This is a genomic window from Flavobacteriales bacterium (genome assembly GCA_020435415.1).
GTDB lineage: Bacteria > Bacteroidota > Bacteroidia > JACJYZ01 > JACJYZ01 > JACJYZ01.
The window spans coordinates 1-21678 of the sequence record JAGQZQ010000056.1; the positions used below are offsets into that span (position 1 = coordinate 1).

21 protein-coding genes are annotated in these 21678 nt (G+C 47.4%); 16 read left to right on the forward strand and 5 right to left on the reverse strand.

What is annotated here, in order from left to right; genetic code table 11:
* The first annotated feature begins 207 nt into the window (after positions 1-207).
* Positions 208-630, forward strand: coding sequence for an acyl-CoA thioesterase (locus KDD36_09820; protein ID MCB0396940.1), 423 nt, complete (start codon positions 208-210; stop codon positions 628-630).
* On the opposite strand, the gene KDD36_09825 is transcribed toward KDD36_09820, so the two are convergent.
* From KDD36_09825 to ribD, 4 genes are read right to left on the reverse strand one after another with little or no spacing between them, the layout of a single operon-like run.
* Positions 608-2680 carry a T9SS type A sorting domain-containing protein gene (locus KDD36_09825; protein ID MCB0396941.1) on the reverse strand — a complete coding sequence of 691 codons (2073 nt, stop codon included), beginning with the start codon at positions 2678-2680 and terminating at the stop codon, positions 608-610. The two genes, KDD36_09820 and KDD36_09825, sit on opposite strands and share 23 nt — an antisense overlap.
* An 8-nt stretch (positions 2681-2688) precedes the next feature.
* Entirely contained in the window at positions 2689-3300 is a 612-nt protein-coding gene (locus KDD36_09830; protein ID MCB0396942.1) for a YigZ family protein, read from the reverse strand.
* 19 nt (positions 3301-3319) lie between these two features.
* Complete coding sequence (locus KDD36_09835) at positions 3320-4189, reverse strand: hypothetical protein (GenBank protein MCB0396943.1); 870 nt, start codon at positions 4187-4189, stop codon at positions 3320-3322.
* A complete protein-coding gene (gene ribD / locus KDD36_09840; GenBank protein MCB0396944.1) occupies positions 4186-5226 on the reverse strand; it encodes a bifunctional diaminohydroxyphosphoribosylaminopyrimidine deaminase/5-amino-6-(5-phosphoribosylamino)uracil reductase RibD in 1041 nt (346 codons plus the stop codon). The genes KDD36_09835 and ribD overlap by 4 nt, the downstream gene beginning before the upstream one ends.
* Positions 5227-5357: 131 nt before the next feature.
* Between ribD and prmC the strand changes: the two genes are divergently transcribed.
* The 4 genes from prmC to KDD36_09860 are packed head-to-tail and all read left to right on the forward strand — an operon-like array spanning position 5358 to position 9720.
* Positions 5358-6215, forward strand: a complete 858-nt coding sequence (gene prmC, locus KDD36_09845; protein MCB0396945.1) for a peptide chain release factor N(5)-glutamine methyltransferase — start codon at positions 5358-5360, stop codon at positions 6213-6215.
* 9 nt (positions 6216-6224) lie between these two features.
* Positions 6225-8291 carry an NAD-dependent DNA ligase LigA gene (ligA, locus tag KDD36_09850; protein MCB0396946.1) on the forward strand — a complete coding sequence of 689 codons (2067 nt, stop codon included), beginning with the start codon at positions 6225-6227 and terminating at the stop codon, positions 8289-8291.
* Entirely contained in the window at positions 8288-8839 is a 552-nt protein-coding gene (locus tag KDD36_09855) for a hypothetical protein (GenBank protein MCB0396947.1), read from the forward strand. Before ligA ends, KDD36_09855 begins: the two co-directional genes overlap by 4 nt.
* A complete protein-coding gene (locus tag KDD36_09860; GenBank protein MCB0396948.1) occupies positions 8839-9720 on the forward strand; it encodes a 4-hydroxy-tetrahydrodipicolinate synthase in 882 nt (293 codons plus the stop codon). Before KDD36_09855 ends, KDD36_09860 begins: the two co-directional genes overlap by 1 nt.
* A 73-nt stretch (positions 9721-9793) precedes the next feature.
* Here the strand turns inward: KDD36_09860 and KDD36_09865 are convergent, their stop codons facing one another.
* Positions 9794-11038: an aminotransferase class I/II-fold pyridoxal phosphate-dependent enzyme gene (locus KDD36_09865; protein ID MCB0396949.1), complete on the reverse strand. Its 1245-nt coding sequence runs from the start codon at positions 11036-11038 to the stop codon at positions 9794-9796.
* A 226-nt stretch (positions 11039-11264) separates the two neighbouring features.
* Here KDD36_09865 and bamD point away from each other — a divergent pair, with 226 nt between their 5' ends.
* The 11 genes from bamD to KDD36_09920 all read left to right on the forward strand — a co-directional run.
* A complete protein-coding gene (gene bamD, locus KDD36_09870; GenBank protein ID MCB0396950.1) occupies positions 11265-12158 on the forward strand; it encodes an outer membrane protein assembly factor BamD in 894 nt (297 codons plus the stop codon).
* Complete coding sequence (locus KDD36_09875) at positions 12155-12514, forward strand: DNA-directed RNA polymerase subunit omega (protein MCB0396951.1); 360 nt, start codon at positions 12155-12157, stop codon at positions 12512-12514. Before bamD ends, KDD36_09875 begins: the two co-directional genes overlap by 4 nt.
* Before the next feature lie 49 nt (positions 12515-12563).
* Positions 12564-13784 (forward strand): bifunctional phosphopantothenoylcysteine decarboxylase/phosphopantothenate--cysteine ligase CoaBC, encoded by a 1221-nt coding sequence (gene coaBC, locus KDD36_09880; protein ID MCB0396952.1) that lies wholly within the window; start codon positions 12564-12566, stop codon positions 13782-13784.
* On the forward strand, positions 13768-14682 hold the full coding sequence (locus KDD36_09885) for a DUF4835 family protein (GenBank protein MCB0396953.1): 915 nt from the start codon (positions 13768-13770) through the stop codon (positions 14680-14682). Before coaBC ends, KDD36_09885 begins: the two co-directional genes overlap by 17 nt.
* A gap of 137 nt (positions 14683-14819) precedes the next feature.
* A complete protein-coding gene (gene recN / locus KDD36_09890) occupies positions 14820-16484 on the forward strand; it encodes a DNA repair protein RecN (GenBank protein MCB0396954.1) in 1665 nt (554 codons plus the stop codon).
* Positions 16485-16842: 358 nt separating this feature from the next.
* Positions 16843-17478: a hypothetical protein gene (locus tag KDD36_09895; GenBank protein MCB0396955.1), complete on the forward strand. Its 636-nt coding sequence runs from the start codon at positions 16843-16845 to the stop codon at positions 17476-17478.
* A gap of 45 nt (positions 17479-17523) precedes the next feature.
* On the forward strand, positions 17524-18078 hold the full coding sequence (locus KDD36_09900) for a sigma-70 family RNA polymerase sigma factor (protein MCB0396956.1): 555 nt from the start codon (positions 17524-17526) through the stop codon (positions 18076-18078).
* Positions 18079-18082: 4 nt separating this feature from the next.
* Positions 18083-18646, forward strand: coding sequence for an anti-sigma factor (locus KDD36_09905; protein ID MCB0396957.1), 564 nt, complete (start codon positions 18083-18085; stop codon positions 18644-18646).
* The gene (locus tag KDD36_09910) at positions 18624-19697 is read left to right on the forward strand and encodes a hypothetical protein (GenBank protein MCB0396958.1); all 1074 of its coding nucleotides are present in this window, start codon (positions 18624-18626) and stop codon (positions 19695-19697) included. The genes KDD36_09905 and KDD36_09910 overlap by 23 nt, the downstream gene beginning before the upstream one ends.
* 273 nt (positions 19698-19970) lie before the next feature.
* Positions 19971-21179 (forward strand): hypothetical protein, encoded by a 1209-nt coding sequence (locus tag KDD36_09915; protein ID MCB0396959.1) that lies wholly within the window; start codon positions 19971-19973, stop codon positions 21177-21179.
* Between the two features lie 12 nt (positions 21180-21191).
* Positions 21192-21678 (forward strand): transposase (locus KDD36_09920; GenBank protein ID MCB0396960.1); only part of this gene is annotated, 487 nt, incomplete at its 3' end.

Consider the following 21678-nt stretch of genomic DNA (forward strand, 5'->3'; position numbering starts at 1 on the left):
TCGGGGGGTGAAATCTGCTTTTTTTTAAGATGTTTCAGATGTAAGAAATCGGTCTTTGGTTAAGTCAAATTATAAGTCGTTGGAGATAAGATTTTTAATCATAAACATCACCTGAAACGAATCAAAAAGACACCCCGGGTTTTTTTAAAAATGATCCTTTTTTAAAAAAGTTATAAGCCATTTTATGATTCCATCTATCTTTATCGCATGCATGTGACCGAAACCAAACTGCGTGTCAGGTACGCCGAGACAGACCGAATGGGCTATGTTTATTATGGAAATTACGCCATCTACTTTGAGGTTGCAAGGGTAGATGCGATGAAATCCCTGGGGATTAGCTATAGAGAATTGGAAGATCAGGGCGTCCTTATGCCGGTGTATGAATTTAGTATCCGTTACCTTAAACCGGCCTATTACGATGACGAGTTAACCATCCGGACCATAATAGAAGAAGTGCCAAAATCCCGCATCGTTTTCAGATATGAAACCTACAACGAGAACGGAGACCTTATTAATGAAGCCAGCACAACACTGGTTTTCATGGATAAATTAAATAACAGACCCACACGTGTTCCTGAGGAAATGGCTAAGCGCCTTGAGGATATTATTAACGATCCGGGACGATCTTGATGAGTTTGTGAACTTCCTTTTTGTCCTGAAGATTCACTTCGATCAAATACAAACCCGCGGGTAGGTGAACAGATGATATCGAAACTTCACCCGATTTACTGAACCAGATTCCCATCTTCTTTCCCTGTGCATTGTACAGTACGATGGTTGCCACATCATCAATTGGCCATTTCAGAATGGTTCCTTCTTTGCCCAATTGAAAGGCTTCCGTATTCAATAACACAGTGACCCTTTCACAATCTTCCACTTCCATTCTAACACTGTCTGTCACCGAGCAGCCGCTATGATATGCCGATACCGTATAGGTGATGTTGCTGAAAGTTAACGCTACTGGATTGGAGCATTCACGGCAACTCAAACCAACGGCCGGTTCCCATACAACCGAGTCTGCAACAAGACCACCTGAGGTTGGATTAGCACCAAGTTTGATTGCTTTTCCCGGACAGAGAATTTCTTCCGGTCCGGCATCTACCCACAGTCCACTGCTTTGGACCTGATTACAGGTATCAGGCAGCAATCCCCGTTTGGTAAAGTATTTATAAAGGACCCCGTAATGACTTCCGTTATATAACATACTATCTGCCTGAACATATAGAACAGCTGCGTCATGCATCGTCATGTTTCCGAAATAACTGTACATCGATTGCAGCAGGAGACGGTCGGTCACTTCCCGACCTGCTTCCCCCCAGATCTGCATTAAGGTGGCAGACCATATATCCGTATCTGTATATAGGTTTTGTTTCAGATCTTCGGGGTAATGCTTGTTGCTTACCGCCGTTCGTCCTGACCAGTATTCATTATGTCCATCCCACGAAAAGACATTCTCCCATCCGAAAGTGACCAGGTTTCTGGACCATGATGCAGCCAGGTAGTCTCCATTTGCTTCATCCAGCGACTGGCGTTCCACACCGAAATTTGTATTGGGCGATGCGTCCTGTGATAGGGCGTGACCATATTCATGAATCACCACATCGGCATCTTCCGCATCATCAACGCCTCCATCACCGAAGAACAAACGTGGAGGATTGCCAGGAGTGAATTGTGAATTGTCGGATCCGTTCAATGCATGCGTATCGATATTCGTGACCCCGTTACGGAGGTTGGTGAAGCCAAGGGACTGCACATACAACTGACAAGTGTGTACATGATAGTAAGCGTTAATGTCTTCAAACCTGTTGTCACTTCGATTGAAATCAAAGACAGGAACCGCACTCCGGGCAGGTGGTGATGCGGGTATGGAGAACTCGGTGATTGCCACATACGGCCCGATCAATCTGAATGTGTCTATGTCCAGTGTCACCTGAACACTTATATCTTTCCTTTGGCCGTTCAGCGCCACATGATCCGCATCATCATTGTCTGCGTATTCCCCGCCATAGGTTTTTCCTGAGGTAGACAATGGATCCGGTAGAAATACTTTTGCCTGTACGGTGCTATCCGATGGCGGTCTGACATACCGGTTCAGATCGTATTCATATATCGCTTCCCCTGAATGATCCAACAACCATTCCTTATATATATAGGTTGTGCTTAGTGCTCTGACCAGAATCACCGGGCGGCATTCATCATCGAGACACATGTACTGTTCGTTTGCAATAACTTCCTGCCATTCTTCATTGGGAAATCGCTTGCTTAGGAATACGTTTGCCAAATGTTTATCCGGGAACGTAGTCGGCATAATTTCCCGCCATGGCTGGAAGTTGGAGTACACCGAAAGTACCTTTCCAGATTTGTTAATATTCACATAAATCAAGCTCCGGTAAATGAAAACATCATGGTATTGCACTTGAAACTGGAAATGGGTAGCGGCGGGGCTTTCAGTCCGTTCGACCATCAATAGAGAAGTTCCAGGTATTTGGTTTGTTCCGGCTATCTGTGAAAGCCAATCGCCGATCCTTTCTTCAGAAAGGGGAAGTTGAAATTGGGTGCGTGGGGTCAAGGCTTTTGCCAGCTTTAGGTCCAGGGGGTGGGTGCCTGGTTCGTTATGACCTTGTTTTTGCGCCGATACTACGGATGTAATTACCATCAGGATGGCTATCAACCATGGCATGAAACACTTCACTTGTTTTTTATTTGGTATGAAATACGATGTTCTTTGAGCCATTGTTGAAATGCATCTGATAAACCGTTTCGCACGGCACACACAAAGGTACAATCCAATTCGAATTCGCGGGTGACGATTTCTATTTTCATTTTTTCGAGCCGCGCCTGAACCAGATCCGCCAGGGTATAAGGAAACTGAAGACAGAATTCACAAGTATGGAATTTTAGCAGGTCTCCGGCCTCCGATATGGCCAGCGCTGCGGCTTCCCCATACGCTTTGATCAATCCGGTTTTCCCAAGCAATGTCCCGCCGAAATACCTGACTACCGCAACCATGCCTTCCTGAATGTCAGCAGATCGGAGTTTGTTTAATATGGGTAATCCGGCTGTGCCACCGGGTTCATGATCATCGTTTGATTTCTCCTCTTGCCGGCCGGTATTCAAATATCGGAAAGCATAGCATACGTGACGGGCTTTCGGATGTAGTTTTCTTAGTGCCTGGATTTGTTCCAGGGCGGTCTCTTCATCTTGCCATGGGTATGCGAACGCAAGGAATTTGCTGGCTTTCTCCCGGTAAACACCTCCCCCTTCCCTGAGCAAGACCCTGTATTGATCACCTTCCGTCATGCAATATTTAAGAATTGGGTCATGCTGCTTGCGTGATCATCAGGATGGCCAGCAGTGCAAATACAAGTCCACCTGCCTGCAACCGGTTCATGGGTTCCTTGAATAAGAACATGGATGCCAGGGTGGAAAGTGTGATCACCCCGAGATTGTTAATCGGAAAGATGACGTTGTTCTGAAGTCCTCCCTGACCGATGGCCTGCATAAGGAATAGGATGGATCCCGTATTAATCAACCCGAGAATAAGACCCATGCCTGTGTTGCGTCGGGTCACGCGAACATTTCCGGAAACAACCAAAGCCGTTGTTCCGAAGATGCCTGCAGAGAAAAACAGAATGGCCATGAAAGGTAACAGAGTGGTTTGATCTCCGGACATATGGTGCCTCATGTTAAACGACAGCCACGCGTCTATACTTCCACTGCCGATAAACAATAGGACCGGCCAGATGATTGCGGTCAGGGAGGGTGTGGCTGTACTTCCCCTTTTCTTAAGAGAGGATAAAATGACGGCTGCCATAGCGAGGATAAGACCTATGGTGTTGATAAGGGTAAGTGATTCACCATGGAAAAGCAGGCCGGCTATCACAGGGATTACAAAAGACATCTTATTGGCAACCGCAACGGCAACCACACCCATTCTTGCCGTTACCACAGGGATCAGAACGATCACCAGTATAAACAACAAACCCATAGACGCCGCCTGGAAAAACAAAACTTCCAGGCCTTTGACCATCTCGAGTGCACGTGTGGGTGATGAGGCAAAGCACAGGGCAGAAGCGATGAAATAATTCACGGTGATCGCTTGTAAACTATTTACACCAGGACGTGAAAAGAAACGGAACGTAAGCAGAAAGAGTGTCGAGAACACTACGGATAGCAACAGGTAAATCATCTTCTCTCCGGTGGATGTTTATGGTGGTAAACATTTAGAATATCCGTGTGAATCTGTTCTACCCGTGGTTGGATGCCTTTTATCGCTGGCGCTGCGGTTCCGTCTCCCAGGGGATGGGGTGCCGAGAATACCCTGGCCTCATCCCAAAGGTCTGCATCTATGAATGCACGTAACAGGTTGGCCCCGGCCTCAACCAACACGGATTGTACGCCTTCATTATATAAGGTAAGCAAGACCTCTTTCAGCGGGGCGTCATTATTCAGCCGGATGTATTTCAGGGTTCCTTCTTCTGCCCTTTCTTCAGAACACATGATCCATGTCGGTGCGTCCTGGTCAAGAACGTGAAAATCTCCTTTGACCCGGCCTCTGCGATCCAAAACGATGCGGACAGGATTCCGGCCTGACATCGCCCTGACCGTAAGCCTTGGGTTATCGTTCAGCACCGTATCACTGCCGGTGAGCACCGCAAATTCCTCTTTCCTCCATTGGTGAACAAGCCAGCGGGAAGGTTCTGAACTGATCCAGAAAGGCTCGCCATTCTTCTTTATGTCCGGAGTAACATTCATAAACCCATCGCATGATTGCGCCCACTTGAGAATAATGTAAGGTCGTTTCTCCATATGGAAGATGACGAAACGCCGGTTGACCCAAAGGCATTCGGCTTCCATAACGGGACCTTCTACTTCTATGCCTGCTTCCCTCAAGGCTGCTATTCCGCTTCCGGAAACCCTGGGGTTCGGATCTGTCATACCGATAACAACTTTGGGAATGCCACTCTCTATGATGGCTTTGGTGCACGGTGGGGTCTTGCCGTGATGGTTACATGGTTCAAGACTCACGTAAAGCGTTGACTGATGCAACAATGATGGATCCTTCACAGATTTCAGTGCTTCGATTTCCGCATGGTCTCCACCGTATGTTCTGTGAAACCCCTCTCCGATAATTTCCCCATTGCACGTAATAACACAACCGACCATGGGGTTGGGCGCCACATGTCCCATACCTGCGCGGGAAAGTTCCAGGCATCGCTCTATCATCTGTTGATTTTGGTTCAAAGCCACTTTGTGCAGATAGGGTTGAAGTGTATGCAAATATAAGGCCCCTGAATGAACATCCGGTGGTTGAATTAATACCCGTTTCCCGGCCGGTTTTTTTGTTTCTTTGAAGAATGAATTCTGTCAACCAAACTGTTTTACAATTGCTGAACGATTGCAGGCAATCGCTTGCAGTTATCTATGATGACCGCGAAGCAGCCAGTATCGCTTCCCTGGTGATGGAATCCGTGACGGGTTTGCATGCCACCGGATTGATGCTTCATGCGGATCAGCTGGTGACGGTAGATCAGAAATCGAAGGCAGGACAGATGCTTGAACGTTTGATGGCACACGAACCCATTCAATATGTTATGGGCAACGCTCCTTTTTTCGGGATGCAATTGGATGTGAACCACCATGTATTAATACCCAGACCGGAAACCGAGGAGTTGATCCAGTGGATACTGGAAGAAGAAAAGCAACAAAAACTGAGTGTCCTGGACATTGGAACTGGAAGCGGCTGCATTGCGATCTCATTGTCGGCCCACCTTACCGAAGCTCATGTGACCGGAATAGATAAATCAGCGGAAGCCCTGCATGTGGCAGGTGGCAATGCCGATCGGATGGGCCTAGATGTTCACTGGCATGTTTGCGATATACTTGTAAGTGACCCACCGGGCATTCCCTATGATCTGGTGGTAAGCAATCCTCCTTACATCCATCCCGGAGAAGCGGGCACATTGGCAGCTCATGTGGTGGACCATGAACCGGGTATGGCTTTGTTTGTGGATGGCAGCGATGCCCTGATTTTTTACAAACGAATGGCCGAGAAGAGACACGAATGGCTGAAGCCCGGAGGTAGACTCTATGTGGAGGTCCATTCTATCAATGCATCACAGGTGAGGGATCTGTTCATGCAGTCCGGTTTTGTAAATGTAGAATTGAAGGAAGATATCAACGGACGACCGCGAATGATTCGCGCTGAAATGTAAATTTGTACCATGACCACCGAAGAAGCACGTCATCGGATTCAGGATCTGTCCCAACAGATCGAAGCGCATAACCGGCGATATTATGTGGATGCCAATCCGATCATATCGGATTATGATTTTGATATGTTGCTTGAAGAACTGATCCGGTTGGAAAAAGAATTCCCTGAGTTGCTCAAACCGGACAGTCCAAGTCAACGGGTTGGGGGGGCAATCACCAAGGTTTTTGAAACCGTTACACACCGTTACCCCATGCGCTCGCTGGCCAATACCTATTCAAAGGAAGAAGTGGAGGCATTTGATGAAAGAATCAGGAAACAGATTCCGGACGGGGTCACCTACATTTGTGAGCTGAAGTATGATGGTGTAGCGGTAAGCCTGACCTATGAAAATGGATTGCTCACACTGGGTGCCACCCGCGGTGACGGGAATCAGGGTGATGACATTACCACAAATCTTAAAACGGTCAGGTCTATTCCCATCCGTTTGCAAGGAGATTTTCCTGCTCATTTTGATATCCGGGGTGAGGTATTCATGCCAAGAGATGCGTTTGAAAAGTTGAATGAATCCAAAGAAGCAGCCGGAGAAGAGCTCCTTGCCAACCCGAGAAACACCACTGCCGGAACCCTGAAGATGCAAGACTCTTCCGTGGTGGCAGCACGAAAACTGGATTGCTACCTCTATGCACTTATGGGTGACGACCTCCCGTTTGCCAATCATTATGACAACATGATGAAAGCACAGGATTGGGGATTTAAGGTGCCAGGCTACATCGCCAGGTGTAACACGTTGGATGAGGTATTTGATTTTATGGCCAAGTGGGAAAAGGATCGCGCGACGTTGCCTTTTGACATCGATGGCGTTGTGATCAAGGTCAATGATTATGCATTGCAGGAAGAGTTAGGGTACACAGCCAAATCTCCGCGTTGGGCGATTGCATATAAATTCAAGGCACAACAGGAGACTGCTCGCTTGCTATCCGTTAGTTATCAGGTGGGAAGAACGGGGGCGGTAACACCGGTTGCCAATCTTTCACCGGTACTTATCGCCGGTACAACGGTCAAGCGGGCTTCCGTTCACAATGCGGCCCAGATGGAAAAGCTGGACCTACATGAAGGTGATCTGCTGAAAGTAGAAAAGGGCGGTGATATCATCCCGAAAATTGTGGGGGTGGTGGAAGAAGAGCGCCCGCCGGGTGCACGCAAGGTCTATTTTATTCACGAATGTCCTGAATGTAAAACACCCCTGGTGCAACCCGAAGGGGAAGCGGCACATTATTGTCCGAACGCTTCCGGATGTCCCCCGCAGATCGTTGGTCGCATGGTGCACTTTATTGCCAGAAAGGCCATGGATATCGAAGGTCTTGGAGAAGAAACCATAGAGTTGCTTTTTGAGAAAGGACTGATCCGTAATTACGGCGACCTTTACGATCTCACCTATGACCGTCTTCTGGGTTTGGAGAAAACCATTCCCGGTGAAGACGGTGGAAAGGGAAAGAAGATCAGCATCCGTGAAAAGACGGCGGAAAACATCATGGCTGGTTTGGAAGCTTCAAAGAACATACCCTTTGAGCGGGTGTTGTTTGCGCTTGGGATCAGATTTGTAGGGGAGACGGTTGCTGCAAAGCTCGCCTTTCATTTCGGAAATATTGATGCACTTGCGCATGCAGACTTTGAGGAACTGGTATCTATCCATGAAATAGGGGAGGCGATTGCAAACAGTGTTGTGGCATTTTTTGCGGAAGAGAAAAACCAAAGGATAATTGAACATCTCCAAAGCAAAGGTTTGCAATTCAGTGTGAATGAAGAAGCGTTGGAAGGCAGATCGGATAACCTTAACGGCAGCACCTTTGTTGTTTCCGGTGTGTTTGAAGGCATAGACAGGGACGACCTGAAAAAGCTGATAGCAAAGAACGGAGGCAAGGTGGTGTCATCGGTTTCATCTAAAACTTCCTACCTTGTCGCCGGCGATAATATGGGGCCGGCCAAGAAGGAAAAGGCTATGGAGTTGGGTGTGCCCGTGATAGACATAGGAACGTTGAATCAATTGATAAGGGGAGAAGAGATTTCCAAGACATGAGTCCAGTACATAACCTGAAAAAAAAGGCCGGTGAATTTTTTCTGGCCACCGAATTAAGAAAAGACAACCGCCAGCGTAAAGTGGTGGGGTTTCAGGAAGCCAGGAAGATTGGTATCGTTTATCCCGTGACCGCAGGCGACGATAAAGAACAGGATATTTTAAAGAAATACGCCCTGTACCTGAAGGAAGAACGAAAGCAATTTCATTTTCTGGGTTATGTGGACAGGATGAAGATCCCGGAACATTTGAAGGATACGATGGATCATTCATTCTTTTCAAGGTCCGATCTGAATTGGTACCTCAGGCCCGTCCGAGGCAATGCACAGCGTTTTCTTGACCAGGAATTTGATGTTCTCATTGATCTGAGCATTCGGGATTCGGTTCCTTTACTGTATATTTGCGGTCTGTCCGGCGCCCGTTTCAAAATTGGACGCATGCGGCCGTCCGGAAATAATATATTTGATATGATGATCAGCCTTGACGGCGAAGTAACAATGAAAGAGTTGTTCAAGCAGATCGATCATTACCTGAATGTAATTCACTCCTGATGATTCAACAAAAATTAAAAGGCACCGGGGTAGCCATTGTAACTCCGTTTAAAGGAAATCATATCGATTTTCAGTCCCTTGGAAACCTCATTGAGTTTCAGATCAAAAACAAGGTAGATTATATCGTGGTGCTTGGTACCACTGGTGAATCCGTTACCCTGAGCCAGGATGAAAAGATAGCCGTGGTCGATTATGTGGTGGAAGAAGTGAATAAACGGGTTCCTGTTGTATTAGGGCTTGGTGGAAATCATACCCACGAGATCATTAACAGCCTGCGCAAATATGACATGAGTGGTATCGATGCCATTCTAAGCGTAAGTCCTTATTATAACAAGCCAACCCAGAAAGGGATATTTCAGCACTACAGGGCTATCGCAAATGCATCGCCGCTTCCGGTGATCCTGTACAATGTTCCCAGCAGAACTTCTTCGAATATGACTTCGGAAACGACCTTAAAGCTCGCACATGAAGTGGAGAATATCATTGGTATAAAAGAAGCCGCAGCCAGCCTGGAACAGTGTGCGGAAATACTAAGGTCACGCCCCAGAAACTTTATGGTTATCTCGGGGGATGATGCGATGACCTTGCCGTTTGTGGTTTTAGGTGCCGATGGTGTGATATCCGTGGCAGCCAATGCATTTCCCAAGGAGATGGCCCAGCTGACACGCTATGCTTTGCAAGGCCAGTTTGATAAAGCACGTAATATGCACATGCAAATGTTGGACCTGTTCCGTTTGTTGTTTGTAGAAGGCAACCCTGGAGGTATCAAAGCGGCATTGGAGATCAAAGAGCTGTGCGGAAACCATGTGAGACTTCCCTTGGTTCCCGTGGGGCGTACAACCTATAATAAGATCTCCGCCGCCATTGAAGCACTAGGTTAATCGATATTTATAAGGTATAAAAAAACCCGCTCAATGGCGGGTTTTTTTGTAGCTGATAAGTTAGTGCTAAATGTTATTCCACCGCTGTGATGCTTGCCTTGGCATATTCGCCGGCTTCCAATCTTTCCTTGATCTTGGAAAAAGCATCCAGGGTGTATTCTACATCCTCCAGTGTATGCATAGCTGTGGGGATAAGACGGATCATGATTACACCTTTGGGAACCACAGGATAGATCACGATGGAGCAGAAAATGCCGAAGTTCTCACGCAGATCAAAGGCGAGATTGGTGGCTTGTTCAAGCGCTCCGGTCAGAAATACGGGAGTTACCGGAGAATTGGTGTTGCCAAGATTGAAACCTCGTTTTTTCAATCCATCCTGTAAGGCCCTGACGATGGTCCATAATTGTTCTTTGAGCGCAGGTTCGGTGCGAAGTAATTCAAGCCGTTTCAATGCACCCACTACCAATGGCATGGGAAGAGACTTGGCAAAGATTTGTGAGCGGAGTGTGTATCTCATGTACTGAATGATACGCTCTTCACTGGAGATAAAGGCACCGATGCTGGCCATGGCCTTTGCAAACGTGCCGAAGTAAATGTCAATACCATCCTGAACGCCTTGTTCTTCTCCTGTTCCGGCGCCGGTTGCTCCCATCGTTCCAAAACCATGGGCGTCATCTACAAAGAGCCGGAAGTTGAATTCCTTTTTAAGGGCAATGATCTCTTTCAATTTGCCCTGGTCGCCAGACATGCCAAAGACACCTTCTGTGATAACCAGAATGGCGCCTTCCGTTTGTTTGGTGATAGTGGTAGCGCGTTCCAGCTGTTTCCTCAGGTTTTCAATGTTGTTGTGTTGGAATACAAAGCGTTTTCCGTGGTGAAGTCTCACGCCATCCACGATGCATGCATGAGATTCGGAATCGTAAACGGCTACATCCTTGCGATCAAGCAAAGCATCGATGGCTGACACCATGCCCTGATAACCGTAGTTCAAGAGAATGGTATCTTCCTTCTTCATGAAAGAAGAAAGCTCCGCTTCGAGTTTTTCGTGATTTGTGGAGTTGCCGGACATCATACGGGCACCCATCGGGAGACCCAGTCCGTATTCTTTGGCGGCCTCCGCATCCACCCTTCTTACTTCCGGGTGGTTGGCAAGTCCGATATAGTTGTTGAGACTCCAGCACAACACTTCCTTGCCCCGGAACTTCATTCGGCTTCCAATCTCTCCTTCCAGTTTTGGAAATGTAAAATAACCTTGATGATCCCGTGCGTAACGACCCAGGTGACCTTCGTCAACCTTCAGTTTATCAAATAAATCCACAGTATGATGACTTTAAAAATGACCTGCAAAGCTAAGACGAATAATAATTCCCTACAAATTTTGTTCATAAACCCGTAACGACGGAAATACATGAAAGACAAGGCGGCTGACCAATTCCTGTTTGGGTTTGAACGATTGAAGGAAATCCCGGATCGGTTCATTGAATTGCAGGCGTATTATGCGTTGCTAAAGTTTGAATTACAAACAAATTCATCTAAATAATACCATGATCCATTTTCGTTTCAATCGTCCTGTTGGTCAATCCCGGACGTATGTATATCTTTGCCGGATGTTTGAAAAAATGACGTTGCGTGGCTTTGTGGTAATATGCGCTATGGTATTGACCAGCGCCTGCAGTAAATACCAGAAGTTGCTGAAAAGTACCGACCTGGATCAGAAGTACGAAGCGGCGATAAAGTACTACGATGCACAAGACTACTATCGTGCACTCCCCCTGTTTGAAGAACTGCTAACGGCTTACAGGGGAAACCTCAGAGCCGAGGAGGTATATTACCATTATGCATATTGTCACTATGCCATGGGTGAACACCTCGCCGCTGCCCATCATTTTATGAATTTTACCCGGACATTTCCCAAAAGTGAGCATGCCGAAGAGGCAGCATACATGTATGCCTATTGTTTTTACCTGCAATCGCCTATCTCTAGCCTGGATCAGGAGTACTCCCTGAAGGCCATGAATGAACTGCAGCTCTTCATTAACCGCTATCCGCAAAGCGATCGGGTGTCCAAATGCAATGAATTGATCGATAAGATCAGAGCCAAGCTCCAGCAAAAAGCGTTTGATAATGCCTATTTGTACTATAAGATCGGTGATTATCAGGCGGCAGCCATCGCCTTTAAGAATACACTGAAGGATTTTCCCGGTACTCCATACGAGGAAGAAACCCTCTTTTTGGCGGTAAAGGCATCGTATTTATATGCAAAGAACAGCACGGATCGTAGAAAACTGGTTCGTTATAAGGAGGCTTTGGAAGAATATCGTAACTTTGCAAGTCGCTATCCTGATAGTAAGTATATGAAGGAAGCCAAAGATTTTGAAGAGAATATTCTAAACGAAATCTCCCTCAGGGAACCCTCAAAGGCAGAAACCAAGTTATGAACTACAAAAAGAGCAACGCCGAACTGACAACGGTAACCAGAAACCAAAACGATCTGGACAAGAACACAGAAAATGTGTACGAAGCCATTGTCATCCTCTCAAAAAGGGCCAATCAGATCAACGCCATGATGCGTGATGAGCTGAATTCCAAATTGGAGGAGTTCGCTACCAGTACCGATAATCTGGAGGAAATCTTTGAGAACAGGGAGCAAATTGAGATATCCCGATTCTATGAAAGGTTGCCCAAGCCAACCCTTATCGCTACCCAGGAATTGCTTGAGGATAAAATATACTTCCGTCGTCCGGAAGAAGAAGTGGTTGTGCCGGAAAATAACAATCAGGACCGGGAATCCTGATATGCCCGTCGTGACATCATAAACATTCTTTTCATTGCCAGATCCTGTCATGAGCCTGAATAATAAACATATTTTATTGGCTGTGACTGGTAGCATTGCTGCGTACAAAACCGCATTTCTTATTCGCCTTTTAAAGAAGGAAGGTGCCACCGTACAGGTGTTGATGAGCGAGTCCGCCAGGGACTTTATTTCGCCTTTGACCCTGGCAACACTTTCGGGGAATCCCGTTATCTCTGAATTTTCCGATCAGGAAAATGGTACATGGAATAACCATGTGAAAATGGGGATGGAGGCCGATCTGTATCTGATCGCTCCGGCTACAGCCAATACCATCGCCCGTATGGCTTCAGGTATATGTGACCACATTATGCTGGCTGCATACCTTTCGGCAAGGTGCCCGGTGGTTGTTGCGCCGGCCATGGATCTGGATATGTACCGCCACCCATCCACCCGTGCCAATCTGGAGACCCTGATAGCACATGGCGTTCATGTCATTGATGCAGAATCAGGCGAACTGGCCAGCGGGTTGTTCGGAGAGGGACGCATGGCGGAACCGGAAAATATGATGGGTTATCTGAAACGGTTTTTGAAATCGGAATCGGGCCTTGATCTGACCGGAAGGACAATACTCATCAGTGCCGGTCCTACCAGGGAACCGATTGATCCGGTCCGGTTCATCAGCAATCATTCTTCCGGAAAAATGGGCTACGCCCTTGCTGAAGTGGCAGCGGGGGCAGGTGCAAAAGTGATTCTCGTCTCAGGGCCAACCCATATGCAGGTTGTTCATCCTGCCATCCGGCTTGTTGCAGTGGAATCGGCGCAAGAGATGTTTCAGGCTTGTAAAAAACATTTTCCAAAGGTGGATATCGCACTGATGGCTGCCGCAGTTGCAGACTATGCTCCACAGACACGGTCAGAAGGTAAGATCAAAAAAGCAGGTGCAGAAATGACCCTGAAGCTTGTGGAAAACCCAGACATTGCGGCCCATCTTGGTGGGATGAAAAAGAAAAATCAGGTGGTGATTGGGTTTGCCCTTGAAACAGACAATGAATTGAGTAACGCCAGAAAAAAACTAGAGAAGAAAAATCTGGATATGGTGGTCCTGAATTCATTGAATGATGAAAACGCAGGTTTCGGAACGGACACCAATAAGGTCACCATCATCGGCAGGAACAATAAAACCAAATCATTCGGGCTAAAACCTAAAACCGAAGTAGCATCAGACATTCTTCAACATATCATCAAGCCCGTGTATGACAAGGTTTCCTAAGATAGCAGGTATGCTCCTTCTGACCTTGGTGCCGTTTGTTTCTGCCTGGGCCCAGGAATTGAATTGCAAGGTTCAGGTGGTTTCCCCGCAGGTGCAGGGAAGTGACAGGCATATATTTGAGACCCTGCAGAATGCGATCTTCGAATTCATGAACAACCGCCAGTGGACCAACCACAGGTTTACACCGGAAGAGCGTATCGAATGCAATATGCTTATCAATATTACCGATCGGGTTTCGAGCGATGAGTTCAAAGCCACCCTTTCCATTCAGGTGAGCCGGCCGGTCTATGGTACTTCCTACAACACCACCCTGCTCAACTTCAACGACAACAATTTTAATTTCCGCTACCTGGAGTTTCAAAGCATGGATTTCAGCGATAACATGCATCAGAGTAACCTGACCTCAATGCTGGCATACTATGCATACATCGTAATCGGACTGGATTATGATTCGTTCTCTGATAAAGGCGGGTCCGCTTATCTGCTGAAAGCGCAGAACATCGTTAACAATGCACAAAATGCCCAGGAACGTGGATGGAAGGCTTTTGAATCAACCCAGAATCGTTACTGGCTGATCGAAAATCTTCTGAACCCGGCATTTGTTCCCTTGAGGTCTTGCATGTACAAATACCACAGGAAAGGCCTGGATGAAATGTCGGAAGATATTGTGAGTGCCCGAACCAATATCCTTGAAGGTATTGAGGCGCTCCGGCCCGTGCATAACCAGAAACCTTCTTCGTATCTGATGCAGGTGTTTTTCAATGCCAAGTCAGAAGAGATCATAAACATCTTCTCAAAAGCCGACCCTTCCCAGAAAAAAAGGGTGGTGCAGGTTTTGATGATCATTGATCCCGCCAACTCCGGCAAATACAACAAGATTCTTTCCGGAGGCGAATGACCATCAGCCTCTATTACCTGCTAAGCGAACTCCATCACCACATCACCCAATCACCACATCACCACATCATCACATCATTACATCATTACATCACCCCATTAGCACATTAGCACATCAACAATTACCTTTACGCTTCCATGCTTCAACATCTCCAGATACAAAATTATGCACTCATCGATGAGGTGACGCTGGATTTCAGCGATGGTCTTACCGTGATCACCGGAGAAACCGGGGCGGGTAAGTCTATTTTATTGGGAGCACTTTCATTGATACTCGGCCAGCGGGCGGATGGACAGGTGCTCCTTAACAAAGAGAAAAAATGTACGGTTGAGGCAACCTTCCAAATCGGAAACCTCGGACTGGCCGGGTTATTCGAAAACGAAGGTCTTGATTATGACGATGAGACCATTCTTCGCCGGCAGATCAATCCCAACGGCAAATCGCGGGCCTTTATCAATGATTCCCCGGTAAGCCTTACACAGATGAAGGCATTGGCCGGCCGGCTTATCGACATCCATTCGCAACACGATAACCTGATGCTTGGCCGGTCCGATTATCAGACCGCGCTCCTGGATGCATGCGCAGGTAACCAAGCCCTGTTGCATGAATATCAGCAAGCTTACGGTGAATTGAATGAAGCTATCAAGGTTTATCAGGCGTTTTTGTCGGCAGTTGATCCAAACCAGGATGAAGATTATCTGCGGTTTCAACTTAATGAGCTTGAAGCAGCACAGCTGGTAGAGGGGGAAGAGGAGGCATTGGAACAGGAGTTTGAATTGCTCAGTCATGCCGGTGAGATCAAGTCTCGCCTAGTGCAGGTAGGTGATGTTCTGGATGGTCAGGAAGGAAATGTCAACGACCAGTTATACCAAGCGACACAGGTCATTGGCAAATTGGCCTCCCGTCACCCTGATGTGGCTGCTATTGCTGAAAGGCTCAATTCATCCCTGATTGAGTTACGGGACATTGGTGAAGCGGTTTCAGACCTGTCCGATAAAGTGGATGTGGATCCGGAAAGGGAAGAGGAAGTGGCACGCAGACTGGATATGCTTCGTGGTCTTCAGCAGAAACACAGGGTGCAGTCCATCGGAGAGTTAACCCAGATTGAGGATAAGTTCAGGCAACAGCTTAAGGATCTGACAGGAAGAGAAGAACAAGAGGCGTTATACAAGCAAGCTGTTTCAGAGAAACGCACGGCTGCTTTCGGTTTGGCTTGTAAACTCACAGAAAATAGACAAGCTGCAAAGGGTGGACTTGAACAGGATGTGGCTGCCCTGCTTTCCGAGATGAAGATGAAAGACGCCCGGCTCACCATTGATATAACCTCAGGTGGCGACCAGGCTTTAAGAGAGACCGGGAGGGATGCCATTCGCTTTTTATTTGCAGCAAACAAAGGGGGCAGTCCGCAAGAGCTTTCCCGTGTTGCATCCGGGGGGGAAATGTCGCGTCTCATGCTGGCCCTGAAGTCTATTCTGTCCAGGGGACAACAATTGCCCACCCTGATCCTGGACGAGATTGATACCGGAATATCCGGTGATGTTGCAGATAAGGCGGGTCATATCATGGAGTCCATGAGCGCCGGTATGCAGGTCATCGCTGTCACCCATCTCCCGCAAATTGCCAGTAAGGGCAAACAGCACCTGGAGGTGTTCAAGAAAACCGAAGGAAAGGTTACCCAAACACGTATCCGCCCCCTTGATGTAGAGGGTCGCGTTAAAGCCGTTGCTGCCATGCTGAGTGGTGCGGAAACCACCAACGCTGCGGTGGAGAACGCAAAAACGCTTCTTAGAGTTAAGAGTTAAGAATGAAGAATTAAGAATTAATGAACGATAGGCTATAACGTTCCCCATTTCATTCTTCATTCTTAATTCTTCATTCTTAATTTTTTACCACCCCCGCTATCGCGGATGTTCACAATGACGGCTGGCGCGGATTTGCAATCCGTGTCCGGATAACTTTTGGGTTTCTGGTTGTGCACCGGCTGAGAGGTCCGGTGATTGCAGGATGAAGGTGCAACCTTCGCCCAACGCATTATCGGAGACCTCCAATGTTGGATTACCAACTGGCTCATTGCTACATTTTCAAATATTCAAATTAACCCATGCAACCTTTTTGCATTCCTGTGTCTTTAGGGTGTAATCAACCTTAAAATAGACTACAATGAAAGCAAAATGGATACCCCTGATCATGATCTTTGGTTTTACAACCGCAATGGCTCAGGACAGTGTACAGGCAGAGAATGCCATGAGAAGGAGCAATGATGAAATCCAAACCTTATTCAGTAAAGGGATAAAAAACGGCGGTTATGGTGCGCCTGTATTGAAGCTTACCCACATAGACAATCAACTGGCATTGCTGGTAGGTGGACAGGGTGCCTGGGTGATCGACCATACCTTTGGCTTCGGACTGTTCGGATACGGACTGGCATCACAGGTAAGACAGGTGAATGATCAGGGTGAGAAACTGGGCATGGAAATGGGTTATGGCGGTTTTCTCCTGGAACCGATCCTGATGTCGAATTACGTTGTTCACGTCACTTTTCCCATCGCATTGGGTGCCGGTGGTGTGGCCTATTTTGAGAACGAGCGGTTTGATGTGAACTATTATTACCGTGACGCGGAGGCCTTCTTTATCGCTGAACCGGGCATGAATGTGGAGTTGAATATGACCCGACATTTGAGATTCATCATGGGAGGAAGCTATCGTTTCGTATCAAAAATGGATCTCAGCCAGGAAGGTTATGACGAGCTGGAAGGAGCCAGTCTGTTCGCAGGATTTAAACTGGGGGTGTTTTAGGAGCGGAACATGTAACGTACCTTAGCTACATTCATTCTTGAAGGCTTGAACGTACAGCAGCCCCATATACATCATCACCTTGTTGAACAGTGCAGGTCAGGAGACCGGCAGGCACAGCGTTCTTTGTATGAGCAATACGCCAAAGCCATGTTCAACCTGGCATTACGAATTCTCAATAACAGGGAGGAAGCGGAGGATGTGTTGCAGGAAGCTTTTGTAGATGTATTTACCAGGCTGGATACATTTCGGGGTGAGTCCACCATCGGTGCATGGATCAGAAGGATTACCGCCAACAAGGCCCTGAACGTACTCAGGAAGCGCAAAATGCAATTTGAAGAGTGGAATGATGCCACGGATCAGCGGGAGGATGAAGTTGAAATGGAAACGCCACTTTATGATATGGCAACGGTACAGCAGGGAATCAAAACATTGCCGGATGGATACCGGGTGGTGCTGACGTTGTTCTTGCTCGAAGGTTATAGCCATAAGGAGATTGCCGGGGAACTGGGAATCACGGAATCTACTTCGAAGTCTCAATATAACAGGGCCAGGAATAAGTTGAAACAATGGCTCCTGATGTCAAACCCATCAATGCAATAAGGATATGCTGGAAGATCACATCAAAAATAACCGGGATCAACTGGATACTGAAAATCCACCGCCCGGAATCTGGGATCGGATTGAGAAGGAACTGGACCAACAGGAAAGGGGGGCTTCTCCCGCTACGTGGTTTCTGAGGGTGGCTGCCGCGATCGTGTTTGCATTCGGATGTTGGTTTGCCTACGATGCGATGCAACAGCCGGCATCACAAGGCATTGCTGACAACCAGGGGGTGGATTCCGTGCAGGTGCAGGAAGATTCGCTTCAGGCATTGCCACTGGAAGTGGAAGAAGCGGGTGTGTATTATGTGTCCCGGATATCCGAAACGTTGGAAGACATCACGAAGCTGGATAAAGATGTGAGTGCTGATCTGGCATTGGAACTGAAGGAACTTGAGAATGACTTTGATGCGCTGTCCGAGGATATGGGACAGCCGGTGAACAGAGAACAGGTGCTGGAAGCAATGATCCGGAATTACAGGATGAAGCTGAATCTGCTCGAAGAAGTTTTGCGCGAATTGCGTCATCGACAAAACGAAACAAAAGATGAAGAACCTAAGAATCTATAAGCTGACCGTAGCCGCACTGATCTTTGCGGCGTCATATGGCCATGCCCAGGACTTCTCCGAAACCAAGGAGCTGGTAAAGTCCTTTTCCATGAAGGCGGACAGAACCGTGGATATCGATAATAAATACGGTACCATCCATGTAAATACCTGGGAGAAGGACAGTGTGCGACTGGAAGTCACCATTGAGGCATACGGCAAGAAGCAGGAAGACATTGATAAGATCATGGCGATGACAGAACTTTCCTTTCATGAAACACCATCCCAGGTCATGGTGAAGACGCTTTGGGGAGAGAATACCGGCATGTGGCAACGCAGCGCCATGGAGATCCGTAAAGGTTTGTCCCCGCAGATCCGGGTGGAAGTGAATTACAAAGTATATATTCCTAAACGCGCCTCCGTTGATTTACACAACCGGTTCGGCGACGTATACCTGCCTGCGCTCTCCGGGAAAATAAGGGTGGAAGTTGACCACGGGGATCTTCGTGCGGATGAACTCACGGGAAACGTGCATATTGATGTCAGTTATGGAAAGGCAAAGGTGAGGCAGTTGGATAAAGGAATGGTGAAGCTGACCTTCGGAGAACTTATCCTGGATAATGCCGGTGCCGTTGAGGTAAACTCCACTTCATCACATATCGAGATGACGGAGGTGAAGTCCCTTAGACTGGACTCCCGGCATGATAAATTTGTATTGAACAAAGCAGGTAAAGTGGTCGGGAAAAGTCTTTTTTCCGATATCAGGATCCGGCAGCTTGATCAGTCTGCCGAACTGGAGGCACGCTACGGCGATCTGGAGCTGTATGGGTTGCAGCCAACATGCACCGATCTCTATCTGGAAGGCAGCTATGCTGATGTTTCCCTGGAGTGGGCGGAAGAAGCGGCCTATTCTTTAACAGCTGAGGTTGAGAGTATCAAGGATATTTCATTGCCGGAAAAACTGAAAGCCAGCCAGAATGTGGTAGACAAAACCACCGTTGTTGATGGCCGTATGCCCAACGCCAAAACAAAGGTTGTTATCAAAGGCAAGGGATTGTATATCCGGGTGAGGTGATGCGATCGTCCTTCAATCGTATCGGAACGAAGCGGACATTGTATTACACGAAGTTTGTTCCGGACTCAATCGTTTTATCATAACAATATCATAACCACCGTGTATTAAATGCATGATGTAGCGCAACTAGGTTTGCGATTAGTTGACCCAGGTTGAGGTCTGATCAATCTGACTGATCTGCTACACATGAAAAACATATTTCTTGTAACTGTGTTCGTGTTTTGCGCAGTTAACGCAGTTAAAGCCAACCATTCGTGTAATTCATTATCAGCAATGGACATAGCAGCCGTGTCGGAAGATACGGTCATTTTCGATTTGTCTCAGGTGGTGATAAACGGAGCGGAGGTAGAATTTCCAGTATTCATCTCTACCGGGGAAGATGCCTTCTCCCTTGATTTTTCCATGAAATTTAATCTCTCCAAACTGCAATATGATACCACGATTGTTTATCCACCCGAACTGTTCAATGCGGCCAACTACAATCCCAACGATCAAACATTGCGTTTTACTTCATCAAGTCTGGATCCAATACCAAACAATGTTGTACTCCTGACACTGAAGTTTCACCTGCTTGCCGGAAACCATGTAACCGTAAATGACTTTTACAATACTTCGGCGTTTACCAACGGAACAGCAACTGAGGTCAAATGGATCACGGCACTTTGTGCCGGCGAGTCCCTGATGTTGACCGCATCTCAGAATCCCGGTAATACCTACTTGTGGTCAACAGGCGCAACCACGGCTTCAATAACGGTTAACACAGCAGATACCTACTATGCTTCGGTAACGCAAGGCGGAAGCAGTTTTCTTTCAGATATCACAGAGGTTATTATCAGCCAGTTCCCCGATGGAAATGTCATACCCGGTGGTCCGTTGGTTTTTTGCGATGAAGATTCCGTAATCCTTGGAGCAGTTGCTGCCGGAAACAGTTATGTCTGGAACAATGGTGCCACCACCCGGAACATTGTGGTGAAGTCAACCGGGACTTATTCCGTCAACGTTACCAGTCCATATGGTTGCACCACCGCATCAGCGCAGTCAAACGTAACAGTGAACCCATTGCCTAATACTGTAGTCAACATCAATGGTCCGACAGCTTTTTGTGAAGGAGATTCCACCATCCTTCAGGCAGTCCAGAGCGGTAATCAATACCTGTGGTCCAATGGCGCAACCACACAGTCCGTCATCATAAAAACCGGTGGTGCTTATACCGTGCAAATAACCAATGGCTTCGGTTGTACCGATGAGTCCGTGCCCATCCCGATAACTGTAAACCCCTTGCCGATTAATACGGTTTCCGCAGATGGTCCACTTGTATTCTGTGCCGGTGAATCTGTTAATCTCACGGCAGATGCTACAGGTAGCTATACCTATTTGTGGTCTACCGGCGAAACGTCCCAATTCATTAACCCAAATTATGCAATAGATCAGCCTGATTTGCTGAAAAGGCTTTGTGGTATTACCTTTCCGGAAACAGTGTAATGTACGAAAAAGATGCACGAGTTAGCGCATGAATTCACCAGCAGAAAGGTAAGTCCCTGGGGCGGGATCAAATACTTTCACCAGACGTATCTCAAGAGCGGAATGCGGGAGGATCTTCTCTCTGCCGGATTGCCCGAAGGGGGTTCCAATGCGGCTTACAGCGCCATTGATCTGGCGGAAGGTTTTATGGTGAGTGTGGTGCTGGGTGCCCGCCGGTTTGTACACAGCGGCATGCTTCGCACCGATGAGGTGATCCGGGAGATATTCGGCTGGCGCCGTGGCATGGCCTCTCAGAGTACCTTCAGCCGTTTCTTCGGGAAGTTTGATCTGGACAGCAACGATCGCATATTCACCGAAGTGATGCGGAAGTGGTGGGAGAAGATGGCTATAGAGAAAATGACCATTGACATCGACAGCACGGTCATCACCCGCTTTGGCAATCAGGAAGGGGCAAAGAAAGGATACAACCCGCAGAAGCACGGGCGGCAGTCGCATCATC

Excerpts from the sequence above, each read along its gene's own strand:
- KDD36_09905 (MCB0396957.1), top strand. The coding sequence starts at position 18,083 with ATGCTGGAAGATCACATCAAAAATAACCGGGATCAACTGGATACTGAA.
- KDD36_09830 (MCB0396942.1), bottom strand. The coding sequence starts at position 3,300 with ATGACGGAAGGTGATCAATACAGGGTCTTGCTCAGGGAAGGGGGAGGT.
- KDD36_09875 (MCB0396951.1), top strand. The coding sequence starts at position 12,155 with ATGAACTACAAAAAGAGCAACGCCGAACTGACAACGGTAACCAGAAAC.
- ligA (MCB0396946.1), top strand. The coding sequence starts at position 6,225 with ATGACCACCGAAGAAGCACGTCATCGGATTCAGGATCTGTCCCAACAG.
- KDD36_09860 (MCB0396948.1), top strand. The coding sequence starts at position 8,839 with ATGATTCAACAAAAATTAAAAGGCACCGGGGTAGCCATTGTAACTCCG.
- KDD36_09835 (MCB0396943.1), bottom strand. The coding sequence starts at position 4,189 with ATGATTTACCTGTTGCTATCCGTAGTGTTCTCGACACTCTTTCTGCTT.
- KDD36_09885 (MCB0396953.1), top strand. The coding sequence starts at position 13,768 with ATGACAAGGTTTCCTAAGATAGCAGGTATGCTCCTTCTGACCTTGGTG.
- KDD36_09895 (MCB0396955.1), top strand. The coding sequence starts at position 16,843 with ATGAAAGCAAAATGGATACCCCTGATCATGATCTTTGGTTTTACAACC.
- KDD36_09910 (MCB0396958.1), top strand. The coding sequence starts at position 18,624 with ATGAAGAACCTAAGAATCTATAAGCTGACCGTAGCCGCACTGATCTTT.
- KDD36_09915 (MCB0396959.1), top strand. The coding sequence starts at position 19,971 with ATGGACATAGCAGCCGTGTCGGAAGATACGGTCATTTTCGATTTGTCT.
- KDD36_09825 (MCB0396941.1), bottom strand. The coding sequence starts at position 2,680 with ATGCCATGGTTGATAGCCATCCTGATGGTAATTACATCCGTAGTATCG.
- KDD36_09820 (MCB0396940.1), top strand. The coding sequence starts at position 208 with ATGCATGTGACCGAAACCAAACTGCGTGTCAGGTACGCCGAGACAGAC.
- coaBC (MCB0396952.1), top strand. The coding sequence starts at position 12,564 with ATGAGCCTGAATAATAAACATATTTTATTGGCTGTGACTGGTAGCATT.
- recN (MCB0396954.1), top strand. The coding sequence starts at position 14,820 with ATGCTTCAACATCTCCAGATACAAAATTATGCACTCATCGATGAGGTG.
- bamD (MCB0396950.1), top strand. The coding sequence starts at position 11,265 with ATGATCCATTTTCGTTTCAATCGTCCTGTTGGTCAATCCCGGACGTAT.
- KDD36_09855 (MCB0396947.1), top strand. The coding sequence starts at position 8,288 with ATGAGTCCAGTACATAACCTGAAAAAAAAGGCCGGTGAATTTTTTCTG.
- ribD (MCB0396944.1), bottom strand. The coding sequence starts at position 5,226 with ATGATAGAGCGATGCCTGGAACTTTCCCGCGCAGGTATGGGACATGTG.
- prmC (MCB0396945.1), top strand. The coding sequence starts at position 5,358 with ATGAATTCTGTCAACCAAACTGTTTTACAATTGCTGAACGATTGCAGG.